The following is a 21,628-nucleotide window of genomic DNA, read 5'->3' on the forward strand; positions in this document are numbered from 1 at the left end:
TCGGCGCGGTGATTTTCGTAAATACCTATTTTATATGAGGATTTACGAAAATGTCATTACTTGTTCGCTGCCACCGTACCCGGCTTAGCAGGCGCTCCATTGTCCGACTTTTTACCCCGTTCAAGGGCGCTCTCGAACATGCCCCGGTTCTTGAGGCCCGAGGCAACAGGCCACTGCAGATGACGTTTGAAGATCAGTTGAAAATCCTGACCTACTATCACCTCGAAGAGCATTCTTCGGGGCGTCATCTGCTTCAGGTTCTGACGCAGGAAGATTTTGCCGCGACTCATATTGCACCGCCCGGCGGTATCCGGAAAAGCGCCTTCTTTGAGGCGATCAATACCCGAGGGCTGGAGCAGATGATTCATGTTTACGAAGACCTGCAGAAACAGGTCTCACAAAAGATTCCTGTCGCCAAAGACATCTCCGATCTCGGCGATCTGATCGCCGTCGATGGTTCGCTGATTGACGCTACGCTGTCCATGCTCTGGGCGGACTATCGAGACGGAGCCAAAAAGGCCAAGGTTCACCTGGGGTTCGATATCGGTCGTGGTGTCCCCCAGAAAGTCACATTAACCGACGGCAAGGGCGACGAGCGTCCTCAGGCGGAACGGCTCGTGGCTCCCGGTCAGACAGGTGTCTATGACCGCTATTACCAGTGTTACAAAAACTTTGACGACTGGCAGGATCAGGGACGCCACTTTGTCTGCCGCATCAAAGCCAGTTCTCGTAAGACGGAGTTGAGCGCCAATCCTGTTGTCCCCGGCAGTCATGTTTTCTATGACGCCAGGGTGTTGCTCGGCACCAAAGATGTCAACCAGACCGAACGAGAAGTGCGTGTGGTCGGCTACAAGGTTGACCAAAAATCCTATTGGGTCGCCACCGACCGCTTCGATCTGACCGCCGAGCAGATTGCCTTGATCTACAAGCTACGCTGGACGATCGAGTCCTTCTTCGCCTGGTGGAAGCGCCACCTCAAGGTGTATCACCTGATTGCCCGCAGTCCCTACGGCCTGCTGGTGCAGATCCTCGCAGGGTTGATTACTTATTTGCTGCTGGCCATCTACTGCCACGAAGAGCATGGCGAACGTGTCAGCATCAACAGGGTGCGTGAGCTTCGCAACAATATTCGCAACGAGGCCGCCGAGGATGCGGCCGCAGGCTTAGGGCCTCCCGATATCATTGACTTGGACTTCGGAGCCTATGCAACTTCTTAACCGGACACTACTGATTGCGATATTGCATCCGATGCGGATTGTGCTCTAATTTAGGGGCAAGCCCGCTCAAGGGTCGGTAACGCCGAGGAGGATGCATGTCTGTCCAGATCGATATCTTTGTCCTGATCATTACCGTAGTCTTTCTCGTCATCGCGGCGGCACTCGTTCCCTTGCTGCTGCAGCTGAAGCGCACTGCCAGTGAAGCCGATGCGCTGCTGGCCGAGCTGCGCCGCGAACTGATTCCGACCCTGCGGGAATTCCGCGAGGCTTCCGAGCGTCTCAACCGGGCTTCGGCGCAGGTCGAAGCCGGGGCGGGCCGGGCCGGAACGCTTCTCGAGTCGTTGGGCGAGGTCGGGGATTCGATCCACAGCGTCAACAGTTTTTTCCATCGTGACATGGCTCGCTACGCGGGCAATGCGGCCGGTCTCTGGCTGGGGATCCGGGCGGCCAGCAAAGTCATTCTCAAGGGTCTCCAGGAAAAGGGAGGTTGAATCATGGCTGATGATTGCAGGGACTCGGGAGTTGCATCGGTATTCCTGGCGTTTGTGCTTGGGGCCGCCATCGGCGGTGGTCTGGCACTGCTGACAGCGCCCCGCTCCGGCGAAGAAACCCGTAACCGGATCCGGGACCTGGCCGACGAAACCCGGGACCGCCTCGGCAAGCTTGCCGAAGACGCGGAGTCGCGGGTCAAGGAGGCGGTCGAGGAGGGCAAGGAACTTCTTGAAGCGAAGAAGGAACTGGTCCAGGCGGCGATCAAGGCCGGCAAGGAAGCGGTCGAGGCCGAGCGGGCCGGAAAGTCGAAACCGGCGTAATCGGGTTGCTGAAAAGCCCACCGCAGGGTGGGCTTTTCTTATGATGGTGCAACAAATTCTGAAACGAGGGCAGCAGCGATGATTTCAGGTCAACGCTGGCGGGACCTCCGCCAGTTTTTCAGCAAAGGGCTATGGGAGGTCGATCCCAAAAAACTCGGTCGCGGGCGCCATATCCTTCTCCACCCGCTGCAGCTGGCGACCCTGGTGGTACGGGATTTTATTGCCGATCGCTGCATGCTGCGCGCTTCGGCCCTGACCTACACCACTCTTCTCTCGATCGTGCCGCTGCTGGCCCTGATGTTCTCCGTCCTCAAGGGGTTCGGGGTGCAGAACAGCCTGGAGCCGATGATCCTCGAGCGGATCGCCGTTGGGTCCGAGGAGATCGTCGACAATATCATCACCTATATCGACAACACCAACGTCGGCCGCCTCGGAACGGTCGGTCTCGTTGCCCTGATTCTGACGGTTCTCGCCCTCCTCTCCAATATTGAGGAGAGCTTCAACCACATCTGGGGGGTCCGGGAGACGCGCAGCCTGATGCGGCGCTTTTCCGATTACTTTTCCGTCGTCATCTTCGGCCCGATCTTACTCCTGGCCGCCGTTTCGATGACCGCTACCCTGCAAACCCAGGGCTTCCTGCAGCACCTGATGAACCTGGCGTACATCGGCCCACTGATCCTCTTCCTCTTTAAAGTGCTCCCCTACGTGGCGATGTGGGCGGCGTTTACCTTTCTCTATGTCTTCATGCCGAACATCAAGGTGCAGATCCGTTCCGCCCTCATTGGCGGCATTGTCGGTGGCACCCTCTGGCAACTGGGGCAATTTGGCTATGTTCATTTCCAGGTCGGCGTCGGCCGCTACAACGCCATCTATGGAACGATGGCGGCCCTGCCGATCTTCATGGTCTGGATCTATCTCTCCTGGCTGATCGTCCTGCTCGGCCTCGAAGTGACCTATGCCTCGCAAAACCTGAAGACCATCCGCCAGGAAATCCACGGCGGCAAGGTCAACTTTACCAGTCGTGAGCGGGTCTCCCTGGCCGTACTCCTGATTATTTTTGGGGCATTCCTGCGCGGCGAAGAAGCCCGGACCCAGGAAGAGATCGGCGAGGAGCTCGACCTGCCGCCGCGGCTGGCACGCAGCACGCTCAATGACCTGGTGCGACTCGGGTTTCTCACGGTGGTGCAGGGGGAGGATCAGGACCGCTACCAACCGGCGCAGGCGCCGGAGAGTCTTGCCGCCTTTACCGTATTGCGGAGCCTGCGCAGCGATGGCATCGAATTCCTGCAGCGGGAGCGCCCGGAACGGGATATCGTCCGTCAACTGGTGGCGCAGCTGGAAAAGGTCCAGGAGGAGGCGCTGGAAGGGGTGTCGATTGGTGAGCTGGTGCGGCGCGCGGAGGAGGGAGCTCAGTAAGTCATCAGGGTGAAGCGGCCGTCTTCGACGACAGCATAGGCCGACTGCTCCAACCAGCCGCCGAGGGACAAGAGGGTCCCTGCGGCGGTTGTTTCGTGATGCGGAATATGGAAGTGGCCGGTGATCACGACCTGGCAGCCGGCAGCGAAGCGCTCCCTGGCGTGACGACGCAGCAGGTCGAGGGGGAGCTGGCGATCCACTTTCGCTGGTTTGCCGGCAATGCTGCGAGCCTCCAGCCAGCGGTAGACCACCCAGGTCCAATCCGGGTGCACCACCTGCGCCAGGGCGCGAATCAGGGGGCTGCGTAACAGCCGGCGCAGGCGGCGGTAGCCGCGGTCGCCGGCGTTGACCAGGTCGCCATGGGCAAGGTAAATTTGCTGACCGTCGATCGCGACGGCTCCGCCATCGGGCAGGATCCTCGCACCGAGTTCCGCGCTGAAGTAGGGGCCAAGATGAAAGTCGTGGTTTCCTTCGACGCAGACCAGTTCGGTGCCGGCCTCGTGCAATTTGCGCAGTTCCGCCAGCAGCGGGACGTGCGCCGCGTAGACGGTGTGGCGAAAGCCGAGCCAGAAGTCGAAGATGTCGCCCAGCAGGTAGAGGGTGCGTACCTGGCCGCGTTGCTCGGCCAGAAAGGCAAGCAGCCGCCGGTACGACGGGTCATCGGGGTGGCGCAGATGTGCATCGGCAAGAAAGATATCCCTCATGGCGTGCCACTATAATGAGCAGTCACATCGAAGTCAATTGCTGAAGGGGCAGGGAACATTATGACGACCCTCGAACCGGCCATTCCGGCGCTGCGGACGCGGTTGAATATCGGGATTCGCAGCGGCCTGCAGACCTCCTGGAAGCTGATCCGCTTCGTGCTCCCTCTCTATGTGGTGGTCGACCTCCTCAAGGAATCACCGCTGGTCGATTTTCTCGGCGCCCTCTTTGCGCCGCTGATGAAATTATTCGGCCTGCCCGGCGAAGCCGCCTTCGCCTTCATGGCCGCCTTTCTGCTCAACCTCTATGCGGCGATTGCGGTGATGGCGCCCCTCGATTTGACCCCCTGGCAGGTGACCCAGTGCGGCCTGATGATGGGGATCGCCCACAACCTCCTCCTCGAAGGGGGCGTACTCGGTAGTACCGGCGCCCGCGGCGGCCTGCTCACCCTGTGCCGGCTCGCCATTGCCTTTGTCACCGGCGGCCTGCTCGAACTGGCCCATCGCCTGTGGGTGGCCTGATGGACGCGTTTCTTCTTGCCCTGCTCGGGGCCGGCAAGCTCTCCCTGAAGCTGGTGCTGATCATCGTGCCACTGGTGACCATTTTCGAAGTTCTGCGCTACCTCCCCGTCTTTCGGCGCGCCGGGGGTGCGGTCGATCCGCTGATGCGCGGCATGGGACTGACCCGGGACGCCGCCATCCCCCTCTTTACCGGCATCTTCCTCGGCATCGCCTACGGCGCCGGTATCATCATCCGGGTCGCCCAGGAAAAGCGCCTGCCCCGGCGGGAGCTCTTCCTGATGGGGCTTTTTCTGGCGACCTGTCATGCGGTGGTCGAGGACACCCTGGTCTTTGTCGTCATCGGCGGCAATGGCTGGATCATGCTCGGGGTGCGGCTGCTGATTGCCATCGGCCTGACCGCACTGCTGGCGCGGCTGTGGCGCCCGACGCTCCCCCGCTCCTGATCGCCTTGCCCTCAACGCCGGGATACTTGGCAGGGAGGGGGCTAAAGAGTAGACTGATGGAGAAGTGCGGAGGTTTGCCGCCATCCTTTGATCCGGGAGGTTCCCATGCCTTATGTCAATGTCAGAATCACCACCGGCGCCAGCCGCGAACAGAAAGAGCAGCTGATCGCAGGGATCACCGAACTGCTGGTGCGAATTCTCGACAAGAACCCGGCCAGCACCCAGGTCGTCATTGATGAAATCGCGCCGGAATCCTGGGGAGTCGGGGGGAAGAGTGTGGCTGAACTGCGCGCCAGCGGTGCTCCCGGGGTTTCCAGGGGCTGAACGCCCCTGACCCGTCCTTGGCGGGTGCATCGGCTAGGCGAATCTGTTATAGTGGCCGCCCCGAGTGACCGGACCTGACGGGTCATTCGCCAATTTCCGATCGGGAGTCACTATGGAAGACGAATTCGACGATTATCTTGATGACGAGGACGATGCCGAGAAGCTCGAGCTGGCTCAGGCCGCCCTGGACCGGGGGGAAGACGAGACCGCTCTTGATCTTGCTGAAGAATACCTCGAATCCTACCCCCTGGATATCGAGGCTCTCAACCTCTGTGCCGTAGCCGCAGCCAACCTCGATGACGAGACCAAGGCCCTCGGCCTTTATCGCAATGCCTTGCGTTTTGACCCGAAGAATGGAGCCATCCACCACAACTACGGGGTCCTGCTTGAGCGGCTAGGCGATCTTGAGGCCGCACTGAAACATTTCCGCCGCTCCCTCGAATTGCAGCCCGATTTCCCCGAAGCCTATATCAATCTCGGCAACACCCTCGATGAACTGGGGCAGACCGAGGAAGCTCTGGCGATGTACGACGAGGCCTTGCGCCGGCTTCCGGACAGCCCCGATGCCTTCTATAACAAGGGGTATGCCCTCAACCGCCTTGGCCGCTACCAGGAGGCGGTGGCAAGCTTTCTGCTCGCTCTCGAACACAATCCCGGCGATGCGCCGAGTCTCAATGGCCTCGGTTACGCCCTCGCCGGGACCGGCCAGGACCGGGAAGCGCTCGAGCATTACCGGCGCGCCATCGCCCGGGAAGGGGACGTTGCCACCTATCACTACAACTGCGGTCTCTCCCTCGCCCGGCTTGGTGAAGAGGAGGAGGCCCTGGCCGAGTACCGCCGTGCCCTCGAAATCGATCCGGAGTTTTTCGAGGCCTGGGTAGAGCTCGCCAACCTGCACAGCCAGCAGGAGCGCTACGCCGAAGGGCTTGAGGCGTTGGCGAGCGCCGACCGCATCGAGCCGGAGAGCCCGGAGACCCCCTTCTACCGCGCCCTGCTGCTGGAGAAACAGGGGAACCTCGAGGCGGCCCTGGAGGAGCTGGAAGAGAGCCTGCGCAGGGACCCGGAGTCGGTCTATACCCTCAACAACAAGGGGAATGTCCTGATGGATCTCGGCCGGCTTGATGAGGCCCTGACCTGTTTTGACGCCATTCTCGGCCGCACCACCCGTTATCCCCTGGCCCATTACAACCGGGCCTGCGTTCTGGCGCGGATGGGCAAGGTCAGGGAGACGGTGCGCGCGCTCTCGGCGGCTGCTGCCGGCGATGACCGTTTTCTCGATGACGCCCTGGAAGATCCGGATTTTGCCGAAATCCGCAGGACTCCGGCCTTTCGCCGCCTGCTGGGCGGGAGAAAGACTGTTGCATGAAGGAAGACCGGCCTGCGGCAGCGACCCTGAATATTCCGGTGGCCGGGATGAAATGCGGCAAGTGTGTCGCCAAACTGACCACCGCCCTGGAGGCGTTGCCCGGCGTCTCCGCCGTGGCGGTGAGCCGCGAAGAAAAGTGCGCCAAGGTCACGGTCGATAAAGCCCTCTGCAACCGGCCGGACCTGGTCGCTGCCGTTGTCGCTGCCGGATTCACGGTCCCGGATGGGAAGGAAAACCCTCGTTCCCATGCGTCCTCTGAATCCCAAAGGACTCATGAGACCGATAAGACCAACGATCAAGCTTCCGCCGCCGTCGCCGCCGGCAACGACCGGCGGGCGACGTTGCACCTCTCCGGAATGCATTGCGCCAATTGTGCGCAGACGATCGAGAGCGGAATCGCCAGGCTGCCGGGGGTGCGCCGGGCGAACGTCAACTTTGCCGCCGAGAAGCTGGTTGTTGAATATGCCGCCGGGAGCCAGTCGCTGGAGTCGATCATCGACCGGGTCGCCGGCCTCGGCTACCAGGCCAGCCTGACCCGGGACGCCGGCCGGGAGGCGGATGAAGCGCGGCGCGAACTGCGCTGGCTGCTGCTGGCGGCGGCTTTTTCCGCACCGATCATGCCGCTGATGTGGTGGCAACCCCTTGGCGCCAGCACCATCTACCTCAACCTCGCCCTGGCGACGATCGTGCAGTTCAGCGCCGGCCTCACATTTTACCGGGGCGCCTGGGTTTCGCTGCGCAATCGTTTCGCCAACATGGATGTCCTGGTGGCCCTCGGGATCAGCGCCGCCTACGGCTATTCGCTGCTGGCGACCTTCGGCCTGTTTGGCCTCAGCGGTCCGGTCTTTTTCGAAACCGGCGCCATGCTGATCACCTTTATCCGCTTTGGCAAGTGGCTTGAAGCGCGGGCGCGGGGGCGGGCCGGGGCGGCCTTGCGCGCCCTGCTCAATCTGCAGCCGGACCAGGCGCGGCGACTCAGCGATGGCAACGAGGAGGATGTCCCCCTCGACCAGGTCCGGGTCGGAGATCTGCTGCTGGTTCGTCCCGGCGAGAAAATCCCCGTCGATGGCGTGGTCACTGCCGGGGAGTCGACGGTGGATGAGGCGATGCTCAGCGGCGAGGCGCTGCCGGTCGCCAAGACGGTGGGGAGCGACGTCGTCGGGGCGACCATCAATTGCGGCGGCCGCCTGACGATTCGCGCCACCCGGGTCGGTGCGGAGACGGTCCTGGCCCAGATCGTGCGCCTGGTCGAGGACGCCCAGGTCGACAAGGCCCCGATCCAGCGCCTTGCCGACAAGGTTTCCAACTACTTCGTGCCGACGGTGGTGGCGATCGCCCTCTTCACCTTCGCGGTCTGGTACTGGGGGGCGGGGAGCGGTTTCCTGTTCGCCTTCAAAATGGCGATCGCGGTCCTGGTGATCGCCTGCCCATGCGCTCTCGGTCTTGCGACCCCGACCGCCATCATGGTCGGCAGTTCCATCGGCCTTGGCGCCGGCATTCTCATCAAGCGCGCCTCGGCGCTGGAACATATCTCCGGTCTGGACCTGCTCCTCTTTGACAAGACCGGTACCCTGACCACGGGCCGCTTTGCAGTGACCGGATTGCTCCCTGCCGCCGGCAGCGACGACCGGGAATTGCTCCAGGCAGCTGCCGCTGCCGAGGCGGTGAGCAATCATCCCCTTGCCCGGGCGGTGGTGAACCGGGCGGCGACGGCGGGGATCACCCCGGCCGTCGTCAGCGACGTGGAAGAGCAGGGCGGACACGGCCTGCGCTGCACCCTCGACGGCGAGACCCTGCTGGTCGGCAGCAACCGGTTTCTCCAGGCGGCCGGGATCGAAACCGATACCCTGGCCGAGGATGGCGATGCCCATGCCCGGCGCGGTGAATCGCTGGTCTATGTCGCCCGCGGCGGGCGCCTGCTTGGCGCCCTGGCGCTGGCGGACAGCATCAAGGAGGGTTCTGCAGCGACCATCTCCGCGCTGCAACGGCTCGGGATCCGCTCCGTCCTGGTCAGCGGCGACCGGCGCCCGGTCGCCCTGGCGGTGGCCGCCGAGCTCGGGATCGAAACGGTCGAGGCCGAGGTGCTGCCTGCCGACAAACAGCAGGTGGTGCAGCGCTACCAGCAGCAGGGGTACCGGGTCGGCATGGTCGGTGACGGCATCAATGACGCCCCGGCCCTGGCCCAGGCCGACGTCGGCATCGCCATCGGCAGCGGCACCGACGTGGCCAAGGAAACCGGCGATCTGATCCTGGTCAAGGGTGATGTCCGGGATGTCGAACGGGGAATTCGCCTTGGTCGCAAAACCCTGACCAAGATCCGCCAGAATCTCTTTTGGGCCTTTGCCTATAATGTCATCGGTATCCCGATTGCGGCGGGGGTCCTCTACCCGGCTTTCGGTATCGTCCTGCAACCGGAGTATGCCGGGCTGGCGATGGCCTTTTCGAGTCTCTCGGTGGTCACCAACAGCCTGCTCCTGAAGCGTTTCGCCCACCACCTCTGACCCTAAGCCCGGCGCGGCCGGAAAGTTCAGGTTGTGATCATGGCAGCAGATACTCTGCCTCGGCGGATCGGCGTGATCGGCGCCGCGGAGCCAAGCCCCGCAGGATATGCCGACGCTTTCGAGGTCGGGCGGCTCATCGCCGCCGCCGGCGCCGTGCTGGTCTGCGGCGGTCTCGGCGGGGTGATGGCGGCAGCCTGTCGCGGCGCCCGGGAAGCGGGCGGCTTGACGCTCGGCATCCTCCCCGGTTCCGCGGCCGCCAGTGCCAACCCCTGGGTGGTGCTACCGGTCGTCACCGACCTTGGCCACGCGCGCAACGTGGTGATTGCCCATACCGCCGAGGTGCTGATCGCCATCGAAGGGGGTTACGGCACCCTGTCGGAGATTGCCGTGAGCCTCAAGCTCGGTCGCCAGGTCTTCACCCTCGGCACCTTGCCGCACCTGCCGGGAGCGCAAGCTGCCGAGACTCCCCGCGCTGCCGTCGCCGCCGCTCTGGCAGTGCTGGCTCATTTACCGGAGAGAGAGGATACGGATGGCTGTTGATTTTGCCCGTTCCGCCGAATTTTCCGCCGCGATCATCGACTGGATTCGCGGCAAAGGGAAGATCCTGATCATTGCCCACGACAATCCGGACCCGGACTCGCTGGCGGCAGCCTTTGCCCTCAAGCAGCTCTTCTGGGTGAAGACCAACGTGGAGGCCACCGTCGCTTTCGGCGGCATCATCGGTCGCGGCGAGAACCGGGTGATGGTGCGCGAGCTGGAGATCGACGCCCTGCCGATCGAGAAGATTGACCTGGAGGAGTACGGCGTGGTCTGCATGGTCGATACCCAGCCGGGGACCGGCAACAACTCCTATCCCGAAGATCGCGAAGTTCATATTGTCATCGACCATCATCCGTTGCGTGAAGCGACCCGCCGCTGCCGCTGGTTCGATGTCCGCGAAGACTTCGGCGCCTCGGCGACCATCCTCTTCGAATATCTGCAGTGTCAGGATGTCTATATCGGAACCAAGCTGGCGACGATCCTCTATTACGCCATCAAGACCGAGACCCAGGACCTCGGCCGCGAATGGAATCGGGCCGACCGCGACGCCTACCTCAAGCTGCTCCCCCTTTCCAACAACCGCATCCTTTACGAAATCAGCCACCCCCGGGTGCCCCGGGAGTATTTTTTCGTCTTCAACCTCGCGCTGGAGAACGCCAGAATCTACGAGCAGGTACTGGTCTTCAACCTCTACCAGATCGACAATCCCGATATCGTCGCCGAGATGGCCGATTTCCTGCTGCGCATGGAGGGGGTCGAGGTGGTGATGGGGATGGGCTGTTTCAATGAGCGGGAAATCCTTTCCCTGCGCACGGCCAGCTTCGAAGTGGTCGCCGGTGAAGTCATTCACAAGGTGGTGGGCGAGCTTGGCACCGCCGGTGGGCACAACATGACGGCCGGCGCCCAGATCGTGCCGATGCAGGGCGACAAGGCCGTGCAGAAGGAGCTCGAAGCCACCCTCACCCGGCGACTGCTCGAGACCCTGCAGGTGCCGATACAGCGGGGCCGCCGCCTGATCCCGGCCTGAGCCGCGGCGTTGACAGCGCCGCGGCTGCCGAGGTATAAATCGTCACTCGTCCCAAGCCTTTTGCCGTTGCCGCCTGCGCGGCGACACAGGAATACTGCCCGATGCAGCGCCTCCTTCTACCGCTTCTCTGCCTTCCTTTGCTTCTGGTCCCCGTTTCCGTACAGGCCGCTGCCGAGCTCGCCCTTGCGGGGCAACCGCCCCAGGTGATCACCGAGGTCTATCTCCAGGATGGCATCGCCTTTCTCCCCCTCGACGATGTCCTGCCCGCCCTCGGGCTGAGCGGCCACTGGGATTCGGTCCGGCATACCTATGCCATGCGCACCCCACGGGGGACGGCAACCCTCTTCCCCGGCGGCCATTACCTGAACTTTGGCGACAGCTTCCTCCCCATCTCGCAGCCGGCGCGATTCATCGACGGTCGCCTGCGGGTACCCGAAGATTTCGTCACCGGACCCCTCGCCAACCTCCTTGGCAGCCGGGTCTACTACCGGAACCTGCAGCCGCCGGCCGCGGCCCCGGTGGAAGGGAGCTCCCTCGACCGCCTGTTTGCCTTTCTGCTGCAGAAAAAGGGAGCCCGCCAGGGAACGGCCCTGCGCGGCGTCGCCCTCGATCCCGGCCATGGCGGCCAGGATCCCGGTTCTCTCGGCGGGGGGCTCAAGGAGAAGGATCTGACCCTGGCCCTGGCCCGCGATCTCGAAAAACAGCTGAAGATGCAGCTTGGCATCCCGGTCTACCTGAGCCGCGACGCCGACTACCAGCTCAACGTCGAACAGCGGCTGCAAGCGGCGACCCCTCCCGAGGTCGATGCCCTGTTGCAGTTGCATGTTCAGGCCGCCTTCAGTCCAGCCGCGGCGGGGATCACCCTCTTTGTTCGCCCGGCCGAGGAACGCGATGGCAAACTGCTTGCCGCCGCCGGCGGTGACAGCATGCGCCTGGCCCTCCTCCTCGAGGAGGCGCTGCGGCAGGCTGGCCTGCCGGTAACCGGCATCGTCGCCGCGCCGTTGCTACCTCTCGGGCGCGGGGACCTGCCGACGGTCCTGGTCGAAGCTGGCTACCTTTCCAACCCCGCTGACCGGCTACGGCTGGCCGACCCGGCCGCGCGCCAAAGCCTGACCGCTGCGCTCTTTTCCGGCCTGCGCGCTTTCGGCCAGGAAACCATGGAGGAACACCGTGTCAATTGAAGCCAGATTCCGCGCTGAAGGCAGGGCGATGGACAGCCTGCGGCCGATCCATTTCGAACGTCACTTCACCCGCTATGCCGAAGGGTCGGTCCTCGTCAGTTTCGGCGCCACCCGGGTGTTGTGCAACGCCAGCGTCGAAGAGTCGGTTCCCCCCTTTCTCCGCGGCAGCGGCCGGGGTTGGGTGACCGCCGAGTACGCCATGCTGCCGCGGGCGACCCACTCGCGCTCACCGCGAGAGTCGACCCGGGGCAAGGTCGGCGGCCGGACCCACGAAATCCAGCGCCTGATCGGCCGCTCGCTGCGGGCGGTGATCGACCTGCAGGGACTCGGCGAACGCACCATCCAGATCGATTGCGATGTGCTGCAGGCGGATGGTGGCACCCGCACCGCCGCCATCACCGGCGCCTGGGTCGCCCTGGCAGATGCGGTACAGGGGCTGCTCGACCGCGGCCTGCTCCAGCAGAACCCGCTGCGGGAAAGCGTCGCCGCCGTCAGTGTCGGCATCGTGGAGGGTCGGCCCCTGCTCGACCTTGACTATGCCGAAGACTCCCATGCCGAGGTCGATATGAACTTCGTCATCACCGCCTCCGGGCTCTTTGTCGAGGTCCAGGGGACTGCTGAAGAGACTCCATTCAGCAGCACCGATCTCGATCGCCTGCGTGATCTCGCCCTGGCGGGCTGCCGTCGCCTGAGCCTGCTGCAGCAGCAGGCGCTGGAGGGGTGATGGAACTGGTCGTCGCCACCGGAAATCAGGGGAAACTGCGGGAGATTCGCCGCCTTTGCGCCGATCGCGGCATCGCGGTGCTGGGGCTCGATGCGTTTCCCGGCGCGCCGGAGGTGGTCGAAGACGGGGCTACCTTTGCCGAAAATGCCGTCAAAAAGGCGGCCAGCCTCGCCCGTTTCTGCGGGCGACTGACCCTGGCCGACGATTCCGGGCTGACGGTCGCGGCCCTCGATGGTGCCCCGGGCGTCCAATCGGCGCGCTATGCCGGGGAACCGAGCGACGACGACGCCAACAACCGCAAGCTGCTGGAGGCAATGCAGGGGGTCGCGGCGCGGGACCGGGGCGCGGCGTTCTGCTGCGTCATCGCGCTTTGTGAAGCGGACGGGATGTGCCATACTTTCGAAGGACGGCTCGAAGGTCTGATCCTCGAAACGCCGCGGGGGGAGGGGGGTTTCGGTTACGACCCTCTCTTTTTGGTGCGGGAATATGGCAAGACCCTGGCCGAGTTGCCCCTCGAAGTGAAAAACCGGATCAGCCATCGGGGGCAGGCCCTGGGGAAGGCCTTTGCCTGGCTCGACCAGAAGCGCCCGGTGCCGGTTGCCAGATGAGTTGAACCCCGGGTAGATGTGAGTTCCGGTTTCCAGTGGAGTACTGGTTTGATGACATACAGGCCGTTGAAATCCTTCACGATGATTCTGTTGGCCCTCAGTCTCGGTGGGTGTCCGTCCCTGCTATTGACCGACGCCGATCGGGCACAGATGGACCGGATGATTGCCGCCGCCGATCGTGCCGAGGCCGCTGCGGTGCGCAATGACGCCGCCGCCGAACGTTACGAAGCAGCAGCGCAGCGCAACGAGGAGGCGGCCCGACGTGCCGAAGCTGCCGCTCAGCGCGCGGCGGCTGCCAGCCAGCGCGCCGAAGCGGCCGCAGGGCGCGCCGAGGATGCGACCGTTCGGGCCGAACAGGAAGCGAACAAGGCGCTCCAGGATGTTCTCAAGTTCCTGCGGGACCTTGGCCAGTAACTTCCTTCCCCTCCCTTTTCCCATCTCCCCCCGGCAATCTACAGCGCGCTCCTCGCGGGCGCGGTTGCCACCGTAGCCTGGCGGTTTAGAATTAAACAGGAATTCCGACAACGACGATGCGCGGGGAGCCCCGCTGCAAGGCAGACCGATGGAGCAGGAGAGAGGAACCATTGCGGTGCTCGGGGCGACCGGCTATATCGGTGGGCGCCTGGTTCCGCAGCTGCTGGCGGCCGGCTACCGGGTCCGTGCCCTGGGGCGCAGCCTGGAGAAACTGCGCGGCCGCAATTGGGCGAACCATCCGGCCCTTGAACTGGCCGCTGCCGATGTCCTGCAGCCGGCCTCGCTGCAGGCCGTCCTGCAAGGATGCAAGGCTCTCTTCTACCTGGTGCACTCGATGGCGCCGGGCCATGGCGATTTTGTCCGCGCCGACCAGGATGCTGCCAGCCATACCGCCGCCGCTGCAGCTGCCGCGGGAGTCGGGCGGATCATCTACCTCGGCGGACTCGGGGAGGACCATCCGGGATTGAGCCGGCATTTGCGGTCCCGGGCGGAGGTTGCGACGCTGCTGGGAGCCGGGCCGGTTCCGGTGACAGTGCTGCGGGCAGCGATGATCATCGGTTCGGGGAGCGCCTCCTTCGAGATCCTGCGATACCTGGTGGAGCGGCTGCCGGTCATGGTGACGCCACGCTGGATCAATACCCCCTGTCAGCCGATCGCGGTCCGCAATGTTCTCGGCTACCTGGTCGGCTGCCTTGCCGTCCCGGAAACGGTCGGTGCAACCTTTGACATCGGCCAGGAAAGGGTAGTCACCTATCGCGAACTGATGGCCATCTATGCTGAGGAGGCCGGTCTGCGCCGGCGCCTGATCCTGCCGGTCCCGGTCCTGACGCCGCGGTTGAGCTCTTACTGGATTCACCTGGTGACGCCGGTTCCGGCGAGCCTCGCCCGTCCCCTCGCCGAAGGCCTGAGCAATCCGGTCGTCTGCCAGGAAGATCGCCTCGCCGCCCTCATCCCCCAGCAGCTCCTCGATTGCCGGGAGGCGATTCGCCTCGCCCTGCAGAAGGTCCGGGATCAAGCAGTGGAAAGTTCCTGGACCGACGCCGGAAATTTGCCACCCGCCGAGTGGGGGCGGGCCGGCGATCCCCACTGGTCGGGCGGCACGGTCTTCCGGGACGGTCGGAGCATGCTGCTGGGGGTTGCCCCGGCTGTCGCCTGGTCGGCGGTGACGCGGATCGGCGGGGCGACCGGCTGGTATTACGCCGACTGGCTCTGGGAGGTACGCGGCGCCATCGACCGGCTGCTGGGAGGGGTGGGTTTGCGGCGCGGACGCCGGGACGCCGCGGCCCTGCAGGTCGGTGATGCCCTTGATTTCTGGCGCGTCGCCGCCCTCGAACCACCGCAGCGCCTGCTCCTGGTCGCCGAGATGAAGCTCCCCGGGGAAGCCTCCCTCGAATTTACCCTGCGGCCGGTGGCGGCCGGAACCGAACTGCTGCAGGTGGCGCGCTTTCGCCCGCGGGGTCTCTGGGGGCTCCTCTACTGGTGGCTGGTCACTCCCTTTCACCGGCCTATTTTTTCGGGGATGCTGAAGGGGCTGGCCGCGTCTCTCGGGACGCAACCGCTGGCCGGGCCCCAGCGGCTCCCTGCCGAGGAGGAAGCCTGAGGCTGCACCAACTACTGGTCGCCCGTCGGTTGCAGGGAATCTTTGCCTTTCGCCGCGAGGCCCTGGCCGCCCATTTTGGAGTTCTCCCCTGAAGAGTTGCAGAAGTGGCATACCCTGCTGGATCGTTTCCGGGATGATCCTGATTCTCAGTCTCGCGTCGCCGGTTTTTGCCGCTGACCAACTGGAAGTGCAGGTCCAGGGTCTGGAGGGCGAGCTGCTGGCCAATGTCGAGGCTGCCCTCACGCCCCCGGTTGGGTTGATCCGCAATGGCGATCTCGATCGTCCCTGGCTGGAGCGTTTCCGTCGCCAGGTGCCCGGTCTGGTACGTGCGGCCCTGGAACCCTATGGCTATTTCGACCCGACGGTGGCGGTCGAACTCAAGGAACTCGGGGGGGGGAAGGTCCGTTTTGCGGTAGATGTGGCCGCCGGCGAGCCGGTCAGGGTGGCCACTGTCCACGTTGTCCTGCGGGGGCCCGGTCGCGAGGAGCCAAAGCTGCGCAGCATGGTCGCTACCTTTCCGTTGCGGGCCGGCACGGTGTTGCGGCAACCAGACTACGAGGCCGGCAAGGGTGCACTCAAGTCGAGGGCGATCGATCTCGGTTATCTCGATGCGACCTTTACGGTTCATCAGCTGGCCGTCTCCCGCGTCGATCGGCGCGCCGACGTTCGCCTGGAACTGGAAACCGGCCCGCTTTACTTTTTCGGACCGGTATTGATTCACGGCAATGTCGATTTTCCCGAACCCTTCCTGCGCCGCTACCTCGCCTTTCATCCTGGAGAGCGCTTTCACTACCGGCTGCTCGGGCAGACCCAGCTCAATTTTCTCGATTCCGATCGCTTCCGGGAAGTGCTGATCACCCCCCGGCGCGAGTTTACCGTCGGCCAGGAGGTCCCCGTCGGCATCCAGCTGGTTCCTGCCGACCGCCGCCGGTTGCGGCCCGGTCTCGGTTACGGGACCGATACCGGGGTGCGCGGTTCGCTGCGCTACCAGGACGTCAATATCTTTCATCGTGGGCACGAATTCAAACTGGAGACTGGCCTTTCCGAGTTGAAACAGAACGTCGGGGCCGATTACCTGATTCCCAGCCCGAGTGGTCTGGACAATCTTACCGCCCTGCATCTCAACTTCGACCGCGAGGAGACGGACACCTACCAGAGTTCCAAGGTGAGTGCCGAACTGGAACGTATCGAACGCCTCGGTCGTGACCTCCTCGGCTCCCTCTTCCTGCGACTCCAGCAGGAACATTACCAGATCGGGGTGACGGACCAGCGCTCGCGGATGGTGATTCCGGGCCTTCGGCTGACCCTGCGTAATTTTTCCGACCCCCTGCGACCGGTAAAGGGCTATCGTTTCAACCTCGAAGTGCGTGGCAGTCACCCGGCCCTCGCCTCCGACGCCAAACTGTTGCAGGTTCTCGGCGACACCACCCTGCTGGTACCGCTCCCCTGGCGCCTTTCGTTCCTGGCCCGGGGTGAAGGCGGTCTGACCCTGCAGAGCGATCGTCTTGCCGAGATCCCGGCTTCACTGCGATTTTTCGCCGGTGGGGACCAGAGCGTGCGTGGTTACGCCTACCGCTCCCTCGGTCCCCGCGATGCCAGCGGAGAAGTGGTCGGAGGGAAACAGTTGCTGGTCGGGAGCCTCGAACTGGAACGGGCGATTGGAGAGAATTGGGGGGTCGCCGCCTTTTACGATGCCGGCAACGCCTTCAACTCGCTGGCCGACCTTTCCCTGGCCCAGGGCGCCGGTCTCGGTCTGCGTTACTACACCCTGGTCGGCCCGATCCATCTCGATCTGGCACGGCGCGTCGGTGAAGCGACCGGCGCCTTCCGGGTTCACATCAGCGTGGGTTTCGCATGGTAAAGGGAGGCTGGCGCATAGGGCTGTTTCTTCTGGCCACGCTCACGCTGCTGGCCCTGGCCGGCATCGTCTGGCTCGGCTGGAGCAGCGGCGGGGCGCGCTGGGTACTTGCCACCAGCACCCGGTTGCTGCCAGGGCAGCTGACCTTTGCCGCGGCAGAGGGACGGCTCGCAGATCAGCTGGTGTTGACCGATCTTGCCTATACCGGCCCGCAGGGATCGATCCGCGCCGATCGTCTCGAACTGCGCTGGCAGCCCTTCGGGATGGTGCGCGGCGAATTGCGGATCGCCCGATTGGTGCTGCATGACCTTGAGGTGACCCTTGCTGCAGGCAACGGGGAGGTTAAGGCAGTCCCGGATGGGTCTCGGGACGCCTGGTCCTGGCCACAGTTGAACGGTTGGCCCCTGCGGGTCAGGGCACGCATCGATGCGCTGGTCGTCGACCGACTGCGCATTCGCTCCGGCGCAGCGTCCCTCTACGAGCTGAAGCGCCTGCATGGCGCGTTACGCTGGACGGGGGAAACGCTGAAAATTGCAGATTTGCAATTAGAAAGCGGCGACGGACAGCTCGGCATGACCCTGGAGGCCAATCTTGTCAGTCGTCGGGCCCAGGCGAAGGTGACCTTTGCGCCCGACCCCGCCGGGCAACTGGCCGGAGTTCCCGGTGGGGAGGTCAACCTGCAACTGCTGGGTGGCGATGCCGAAATGCCCTTGCGGGGGGAACTGCGGGCGGCCGCCGCCTGGGGCGCCGAGCCGAAGCTGCAGCTTATCACCAGTCTCGAACTGGGGCGCGACGAACTGCGACTCCCCCACCTGCAACTGAGCCGGGAAGGGGTAGCGGGGAGGGCGACCGGTTCTGCACGCTGCTTTAGCCGCGATGGCGCGCCGGTTCTGGACCTCGACCTGCAACTGCAGGCGGTCGATCTCCAGCCCGAAACCCGCTTTGCCACCACCATCTCCGGCAGGTTGCAAGGTCGGGTGGATAAGGAGGGGTATCATGGCGATTTCGACCTCGTCAATGCCGTTGCGGGGTGGAAGGAACTCGCGGTGCGCGGGCATTTTGCCGGTGGTGGGAGCGGCATCGAATTGAGCGCCTTGCAGGCCGACTGGCTTGCTGGTGGGGTACAGGGGCGGATTGACGTCAACTGGCACGGAGTCCCGTCGGTAAGCGTCGAGCTCGACGGTGGCGGACTCGACCCGGCCCGGGTCGCCGCCGACTGGCCCGGTTCGATCAATCTGGCGGTGCGCGGCCGCCTTGACTTCCCCGCGGATGCCTGGATGCAGGCACGTTGGCAGGCCGAAATTTTGCCGAGTAAACTGCTCGGCCGGCCGTTGCAAGGGGGGATAACGGGACGCTACGACGGAACTACCATCGAACTGGCCGAGTTGGCGTTGCGCGGAGATGGTTTTAATCTCACGGCGCAGGGGCGATTGCAAGAACGTCTCGATGTGACGCTGCAAGCTGAGGATATTGGTGGTCTGCTGGCGGGTGCAACCGGAGCCGGCACCCTGGCGGGTTGGCTGAACTGGCAGCCGGACCAGGGATGGGCGGGGAAGGCACACGCGGAAGGGCGCCAGCTCGCCTACGGACCCTGGCAGATTGCCGAACTGCAAATGCATGGCGAATGGTTGCCGGAGCAGAACCAGATGGCCTTTGGGGCCATGCTCCGCCAACTCTCCCGGGGGGTATGGGCGGCGGACAACCTGCAGGTCCAGGGCTCCGGAAGGATCGATCGTCACCGCCTGGAACTGGCAGCCCGCTGGGCGGGTGGGGACAGCAACCTGTTGCTGGCCGGGGGGTGGCAGGAGGGTGCCTGGCGCGGCGAGTTGCGCACCCTGAATGCCCATGACAACCAATACGGCACCTGGCAGCTGCAGCAGCCGGTAATGCTCGACCTGAACCAGGACCGGATCGCCTGGACGCAGCTGGTGCTGCTGGGCGAGGGGGAACAGCGGCTCAGCAGTCAGGGTGCGCTTCGCCTCGGTCGTCTCGATGGCAGTCTGGAACTGGAACTCCGGCAATTTTCCCTCGGCTGGCTCGCCCCCTGGCTGGCGGATGCCGACCTCTCCGGCGCCGCTGACGGCTCGATCGCATTGCGCTGGCAGGATGGGAGCCTGCTGGCGCTGGATGGGCGTGCTGCCGGCACGGGGGCCTGGATTCACGGTGAGCAGCGTCTCGATGTCGATCGCCTGGACGCCGAGTTGAGTTGGTCGGCCGCCGGCCTGAAGGGGCGCTGGCAGGTCGATCTTGGTTCCCGCGGCACCAGCAATGGCCTGGTAAGCTCGCGACTGTTACCGCAACTTGCCCTGCCCGAGCGTGGGGTTGTGGACGGTTCCTGGGAGAATTTCGACCTTACCCTGCTCAACCCCTGGTTCGAGGCGCTGCAACTGAGCGGCCACAGCTCCGGCAGCGGGCGGGCGAGCTGGCAGGAAGATCGCTCGCTGACCCTGCATCTCGATGTGCAGGGAACACCGGTCCTCGATACGGCAGAGATCCATCTCGCCCTGACCCGCGTCGAACTTGGTCTCGACTGGGACCAGGACGGTTTGCGTGGCCATCTTGAGGTGACTGAGGCCACCGGGGGCCAATTGATCGGCGACCTGCACTCTGCCGAACCCGCCCGGCTCGCCTGGCCCCAGCGCGGGGAAGTCGCTTTCAGTGGCCAGGGGATTGATCTTGCCCTGCTGCGCGCCTGGATCCCGAAGGGGGTGGAGCTTGTCGGGGTACTCTCCGTCAGCGGCCGGGGAAACTGGGAGCCAGGTGGGGCGCTGACTGCGAGCGGCCGGGCGGACCTGGAGGACGGTCGCTGCAGCTGGCGCAGCGGTAATCGTGAAGTTTTCGCGCCCTTGCAGGCGGTCGGTCTTGACTGGCGTTGGAATGGCGAATCGCTCTCCGGCGACCTGGCGGTCAAACTCGGCGCCCGGGGCTCGCTGCAGGGGACGTTGCAGCTCCCCTTGCCGGCCCGTTGGCCGTTGCGCCTGAATCGGCAGGGGGCACTCGCGGCCACCCTGGACGGTCGTTTCAACGAGGACGGCTTGTTCAGCTCCCTCTTTCCCGGGCTGGCCCAGGAAAGCAAGGGGGAGTTGCGTCTGCAGCTTGCCCTTGCCGGTACCTGGGACGCGCCGGAGCTGACCGGAACCACCCTGATCAGCAGTGGCGGCGCCTATCTTCCCGCTGCCGGAGTGCAGTTGCGGGACGCTTCGGTACGCCTGCGCCTGACCGGCGAGCGGTTGCTGGTGGAGGATTTCACGGTTTCCTCGGGGGAGGGGAGTGTGACCGGTCACGGCGAGGTGGCCCTCAAGGGGTGGACCCCGGGCGATTATCGATTTGTGGTGCAGGGGAGCAAGCTGCAGGCCGTCAATCTTCCCGAGCTGCAGCTGGTGGTCAATCCCGATCTCGAAATCGCCGGTAACGGCAGGCGCCTGAAGGTGACCGGTAGCGTCCTGGTTCCCGAGGCGCTCTTTCGCGGTCGCCAGGGCAAGGCGCCCGTGACCTCAAGCGAGGACCTGGTGATTGTCGATGCCATGGCCACGGAGCAGGCGCCGCTGGCACTGGAGATGGCGCTCAAGGTCAAGGTTCGTCTCGGCGACCATGTCCTGGTCAAGGCCGAAGGGGTCGATGCCCGCCTGACCGGGGAAGTCCTGGTCCAGGGGAACGATATCCGCAGCCTGACCGGACAGGGCCGTATCCTGGTCGCGGAGGGGGACTATGCCTCCTACGGGGTGCGCCTGGCAATCACGCGGGGGAGCGTGGTCTTCGCGGGAGGGCCGGTGACCGATCCGGACCTCGATATCCTCGCCTTGCGGGAACTGGAGGAGGTGAAAGCCGGGGTCCGCGTGACCGGCACCCCCCGGGCCCCCCAGGTGAAACTCTATTCCGAACCGTCGATGCCTGATACCGATATTCTCGCCTATATCGTCCTTGGCCATCCGCTGGGGGGGGACAGCGGCCAGCTGAACCTGATGCTGGTGGCAGCCGGCGCGCTCCTCTCCCAGGGAGATTCGGTGGTCCTGCAGGACCGGCTCAAGCGCCAACTGGGGATCGATGTCATCGACGTGCAGACCGGGAACGGCGAAACCACCCAATCGATCGTCACCATCGGCAAGTACCTCAGTCCCCAGCTTTACATCAGTTTCGGCCAATCGGTCTTCTCCAACCAGAGCCAGGTCGGGGTTCGCTACGAAATCGATCGGCACTGGCAGCTCGAGTCCTCCATGGGGAACGAAAGCGGCGTCGATCTCTTCTACCGCATCACCTTCGATTGAATATCCCGGGGCCGGACTTGTTCTTGACATCCCCGGGCGCAGGTGTTAG

Annotated in this window: 18 protein-coding genes and 1 pseudogene; 18 read left to right on the top strand and 1 reads right to left on the bottom strand. The window is 64.3% G+C overall.

Features of this window, described 5'->3' with window-relative positions:
* Positions 1-50 precede the first annotated feature (50 nt).
* The 4 genes and pseudogenes from DBW_RS07685 to DBW_RS07700 all read left to right on the top strand — a co-directional run.
* Positions 51-1,151 (top strand): annotated as a pseudogene (locus DBW_RS07685) (IS4 family transposase); the annotation flags it as partial.
* Between the two features lie 161 nt (positions 1,152-1,312).
* Positions 1,313-1,708, top strand: a complete 396-nt coding sequence (locus DBW_RS07690; RefSeq protein ID WP_066726561.1) for a DUF948 domain-containing protein — start codon at positions 1,313-1,315, stop codon at positions 1,706-1,708.
* Positions 1,709-1,711: 3 nt separating this feature from the next.
* A complete protein-coding gene (locus DBW_RS07695) occupies positions 1,712-2,029 on the top strand; it encodes a YtxH domain-containing protein (RefSeq protein ID WP_066726563.1) in 318 nt (105 codons plus the stop codon).
* 78 nt (positions 2,030-2,107) lie between these two features.
* Complete coding sequence (locus DBW_RS07700) at positions 2,108-3,445, top strand: YhjD/YihY/BrkB family envelope integrity protein (protein WP_066726565.1); 1,338 nt, start codon at positions 2,108-2,110, stop codon at positions 3,443-3,445.
* Here the strand turns inward: DBW_RS07700 and DBW_RS07705 are convergent.
* Positions 3,439-4,149, bottom strand: coding sequence for a UDP-2,3-diacylglucosamine diphosphatase (locus DBW_RS07705; RefSeq protein WP_066726567.1), 711 nt, complete (start codon positions 4,147-4,149; stop codon positions 3,439-3,441). The genes DBW_RS07700 and DBW_RS07705 overlap by 7 nt on opposite strands.
* A gap of 60 nt (positions 4,150-4,209) precedes the next feature.
* Here DBW_RS07705 and DBW_RS07710 point away from each other — a divergent pair, with 60 nt between their 5' ends.
* The 14 genes from DBW_RS07710 (at position 4,210) to DBW_RS07775 (ending at position 21,579) form a co-directional block, all read left to right on the top strand.
* Positions 4,210-4,668 (top strand): nucleoside recognition domain-containing protein, encoded by a 459-nt coding sequence (locus DBW_RS07710; protein WP_066726569.1) that lies wholly within the window; start codon positions 4,210-4,212, stop codon positions 4,666-4,668.
* Positions 4,668-5,111, top strand: coding sequence for a nucleoside recognition domain-containing protein (locus tag DBW_RS07715; RefSeq protein WP_066726570.1), 444 nt, complete (start codon positions 4,668-4,670; stop codon positions 5,109-5,111). The genes DBW_RS07710 and DBW_RS07715 overlap by 1 nt, the downstream gene beginning before the upstream one ends.
* A gap of 105 nt (positions 5,112-5,216) precedes the next feature.
* Positions 5,217-5,435 carry a tautomerase family protein gene (locus DBW_RS07720; protein WP_066726571.1) on the top strand — a complete coding sequence of 73 codons (219 nt, stop codon included), beginning with the start codon at positions 5,217-5,219 and terminating at the stop codon, positions 5,433-5,435.
* 112 nt (positions 5,436-5,547) lie between these two features.
* Positions 5,548-6,801 carry a tetratricopeptide repeat protein gene (locus tag DBW_RS07725; RefSeq protein ID WP_066726572.1) on the top strand — a complete coding sequence of 418 codons (1,254 nt, stop codon included), beginning with the start codon at positions 5,548-5,550 and terminating at the stop codon, positions 6,799-6,801.
* Positions 6,798-9,302, top strand: coding sequence for a heavy metal translocating P-type ATPase (locus tag DBW_RS07730; RefSeq protein WP_066726573.1), 2,505 nt, complete (start codon positions 6,798-6,800; stop codon positions 9,300-9,302). Before DBW_RS07725 ends, DBW_RS07730 begins: the two co-directional genes overlap by 4 nt.
* A 39-nt stretch (positions 9,303-9,341) precedes the next feature.
* The gene (locus DBW_RS07735) at positions 9,342-9,842 is read left to right on the top strand and encodes a TIGR00725 family protein (protein WP_066726578.1); all 501 of its coding nucleotides are present in this window, start codon (positions 9,342-9,344) and stop codon (positions 9,840-9,842) included.
* Positions 9,832-10,869 (top strand): DHH family phosphoesterase, encoded by a 1,038-nt coding sequence (locus DBW_RS07740; protein WP_066726582.1) that lies wholly within the window; start codon positions 9,832-9,834, stop codon positions 10,867-10,869. The genes DBW_RS07735 and DBW_RS07740 overlap by 11 nt, the downstream gene beginning before the upstream one ends.
* A gap of 101 nt (positions 10,870-10,970) precedes the next feature.
* A complete protein-coding gene (locus DBW_RS07745) occupies positions 10,971-12,050 on the top strand; it encodes an N-acetylmuramoyl-L-alanine amidase (RefSeq protein ID WP_066726583.1) in 1,080 nt (359 codons plus the stop codon).
* Positions 12,040-12,774 (top strand): ribonuclease PH, encoded by a 735-nt coding sequence (gene rph / locus DBW_RS07750; protein WP_335339867.1) that lies wholly within the window; start codon positions 12,040-12,042, stop codon positions 12,772-12,774. The genes DBW_RS07745 and rph overlap by 11 nt, the downstream gene beginning before the upstream one ends.
* On the top strand, positions 12,774-13,382 hold the full coding sequence (locus DBW_RS07755) for an XTP/dITP diphosphatase (RefSeq protein WP_066726590.1): 609 nt from the start codon (positions 12,774-12,776) through the stop codon (positions 13,380-13,382). Before rph ends, DBW_RS07755 begins: the two co-directional genes overlap by 1 nt.
* A 48-nt stretch (positions 13,383-13,430) precedes the next feature.
* Entirely contained in the window at positions 13,431-13,796 is a 366-nt protein-coding gene (locus DBW_RS07760) for a hypothetical protein (protein WP_157471837.1), read from the top strand.
* 148 nt (positions 13,797-13,944) lie between these two features.
* Complete coding sequence (locus DBW_RS07765) at positions 13,945-15,456, top strand: SDR family oxidoreductase (RefSeq protein ID WP_066726595.1); 1,512 nt, start codon at positions 13,945-13,947, stop codon at positions 15,454-15,456.
* A gap of 133 nt (positions 15,457-15,589) precedes the next feature.
* Positions 15,590-17,317: an autotransporter assembly complex protein TamA gene (locus DBW_RS07770; RefSeq protein ID WP_066726597.1), complete on the top strand. Its 1,728-nt coding sequence runs from the start codon at positions 15,590-15,592 to the stop codon at positions 17,315-17,317.
* Entirely contained in the window at positions 17,311-21,579 is a 4,269-nt protein-coding gene (locus tag DBW_RS07775; protein ID WP_066726600.1) for a translocation/assembly module TamB domain-containing protein, read from the top strand. Before DBW_RS07770 ends, DBW_RS07775 begins: the two co-directional genes overlap by 7 nt.
* Positions 21,580-21,628: the final 49 nt, after the last annotated feature.

The organism is Desulfuromonas sp. DDH964, assembly GCF_001611275.1.
Lineage (GTDB): Bacteria > Desulfobacterota > Desulfuromonadia > Desulfuromonadales > DDH964 > DDH964.

Excerpts from the sequence above, each read along its gene's own strand:
- DBW_RS07690 (WP_066726561.1), top strand. The coding sequence starts at position 1,313 with ATGTCTGTCCAGATCGATATCTTTGTCCTGATCATTACCGTAGTCTTT.
- DBW_RS07695 (WP_066726563.1), top strand. The coding sequence starts at position 1,712 with ATGGCTGATGATTGCAGGGACTCGGGAGTTGCATCGGTATTCCTGGCG.
- DBW_RS07700 (WP_066726565.1), top strand. The coding sequence starts at position 2,108 with ATGATTTCAGGTCAACGCTGGCGGGACCTCCGCCAGTTTTTCAGCAAA.
- DBW_RS07705 (WP_066726567.1), bottom strand. The coding sequence starts at position 4,149 with ATGAGGGATATCTTTCTTGCCGATGCACATCTGCGCCACCCCGATGAC.
- DBW_RS07710 (WP_066726569.1), top strand. The coding sequence starts at position 4,210 with ATGACGACCCTCGAACCGGCCATTCCGGCGCTGCGGACGCGGTTGAAT.
- DBW_RS07715 (WP_066726570.1), top strand. The coding sequence starts at position 4,668 with ATGGACGCGTTTCTTCTTGCCCTGCTCGGGGCCGGCAAGCTCTCCCTG.
- DBW_RS07720 (WP_066726571.1), top strand. The coding sequence starts at position 5,217 with ATGCCTTATGTCAATGTCAGAATCACCACCGGCGCCAGCCGCGAACAG.
- DBW_RS07725 (WP_066726572.1), top strand. The coding sequence starts at position 5,548 with ATGGAAGACGAATTCGACGATTATCTTGATGACGAGGACGATGCCGAG.
- DBW_RS07730 (WP_066726573.1), top strand. The coding sequence starts at position 6,798 with ATGAAGGAAGACCGGCCTGCGGCAGCGACCCTGAATATTCCGGTGGCC.
- DBW_RS07735 (WP_066726578.1), top strand. The coding sequence starts at position 9,342 with ATGGCAGCAGATACTCTGCCTCGGCGGATCGGCGTGATCGGCGCCGCG.
- DBW_RS07740 (WP_066726582.1), top strand. The coding sequence starts at position 9,832 with ATGGCTGTTGATTTTGCCCGTTCCGCCGAATTTTCCGCCGCGATCATC.
- DBW_RS07745 (WP_066726583.1), top strand. The coding sequence starts at position 10,971 with ATGCAGCGCCTCCTTCTACCGCTTCTCTGCCTTCCTTTGCTTCTGGTC.
- DBW_RS07755 (WP_066726590.1), top strand. The coding sequence starts at position 12,774 with ATGGAACTGGTCGTCGCCACCGGAAATCAGGGGAAACTGCGGGAGATT.
- DBW_RS07765 (WP_066726595.1), top strand. The coding sequence starts at position 13,945 with ATGGAGCAGGAGAGAGGAACCATTGCGGTGCTCGGGGCGACCGGCTAT.
- DBW_RS07770 (WP_066726597.1), top strand. The coding sequence starts at position 15,590 with ATGATCCTGATTCTCAGTCTCGCGTCGCCGGTTTTTGCCGCTGACCAA.
- DBW_RS07775 (WP_066726600.1), top strand. The coding sequence starts at position 17,311 with ATGGTAAAGGGAGGCTGGCGCATAGGGCTGTTTCTTCTGGCCACGCTC.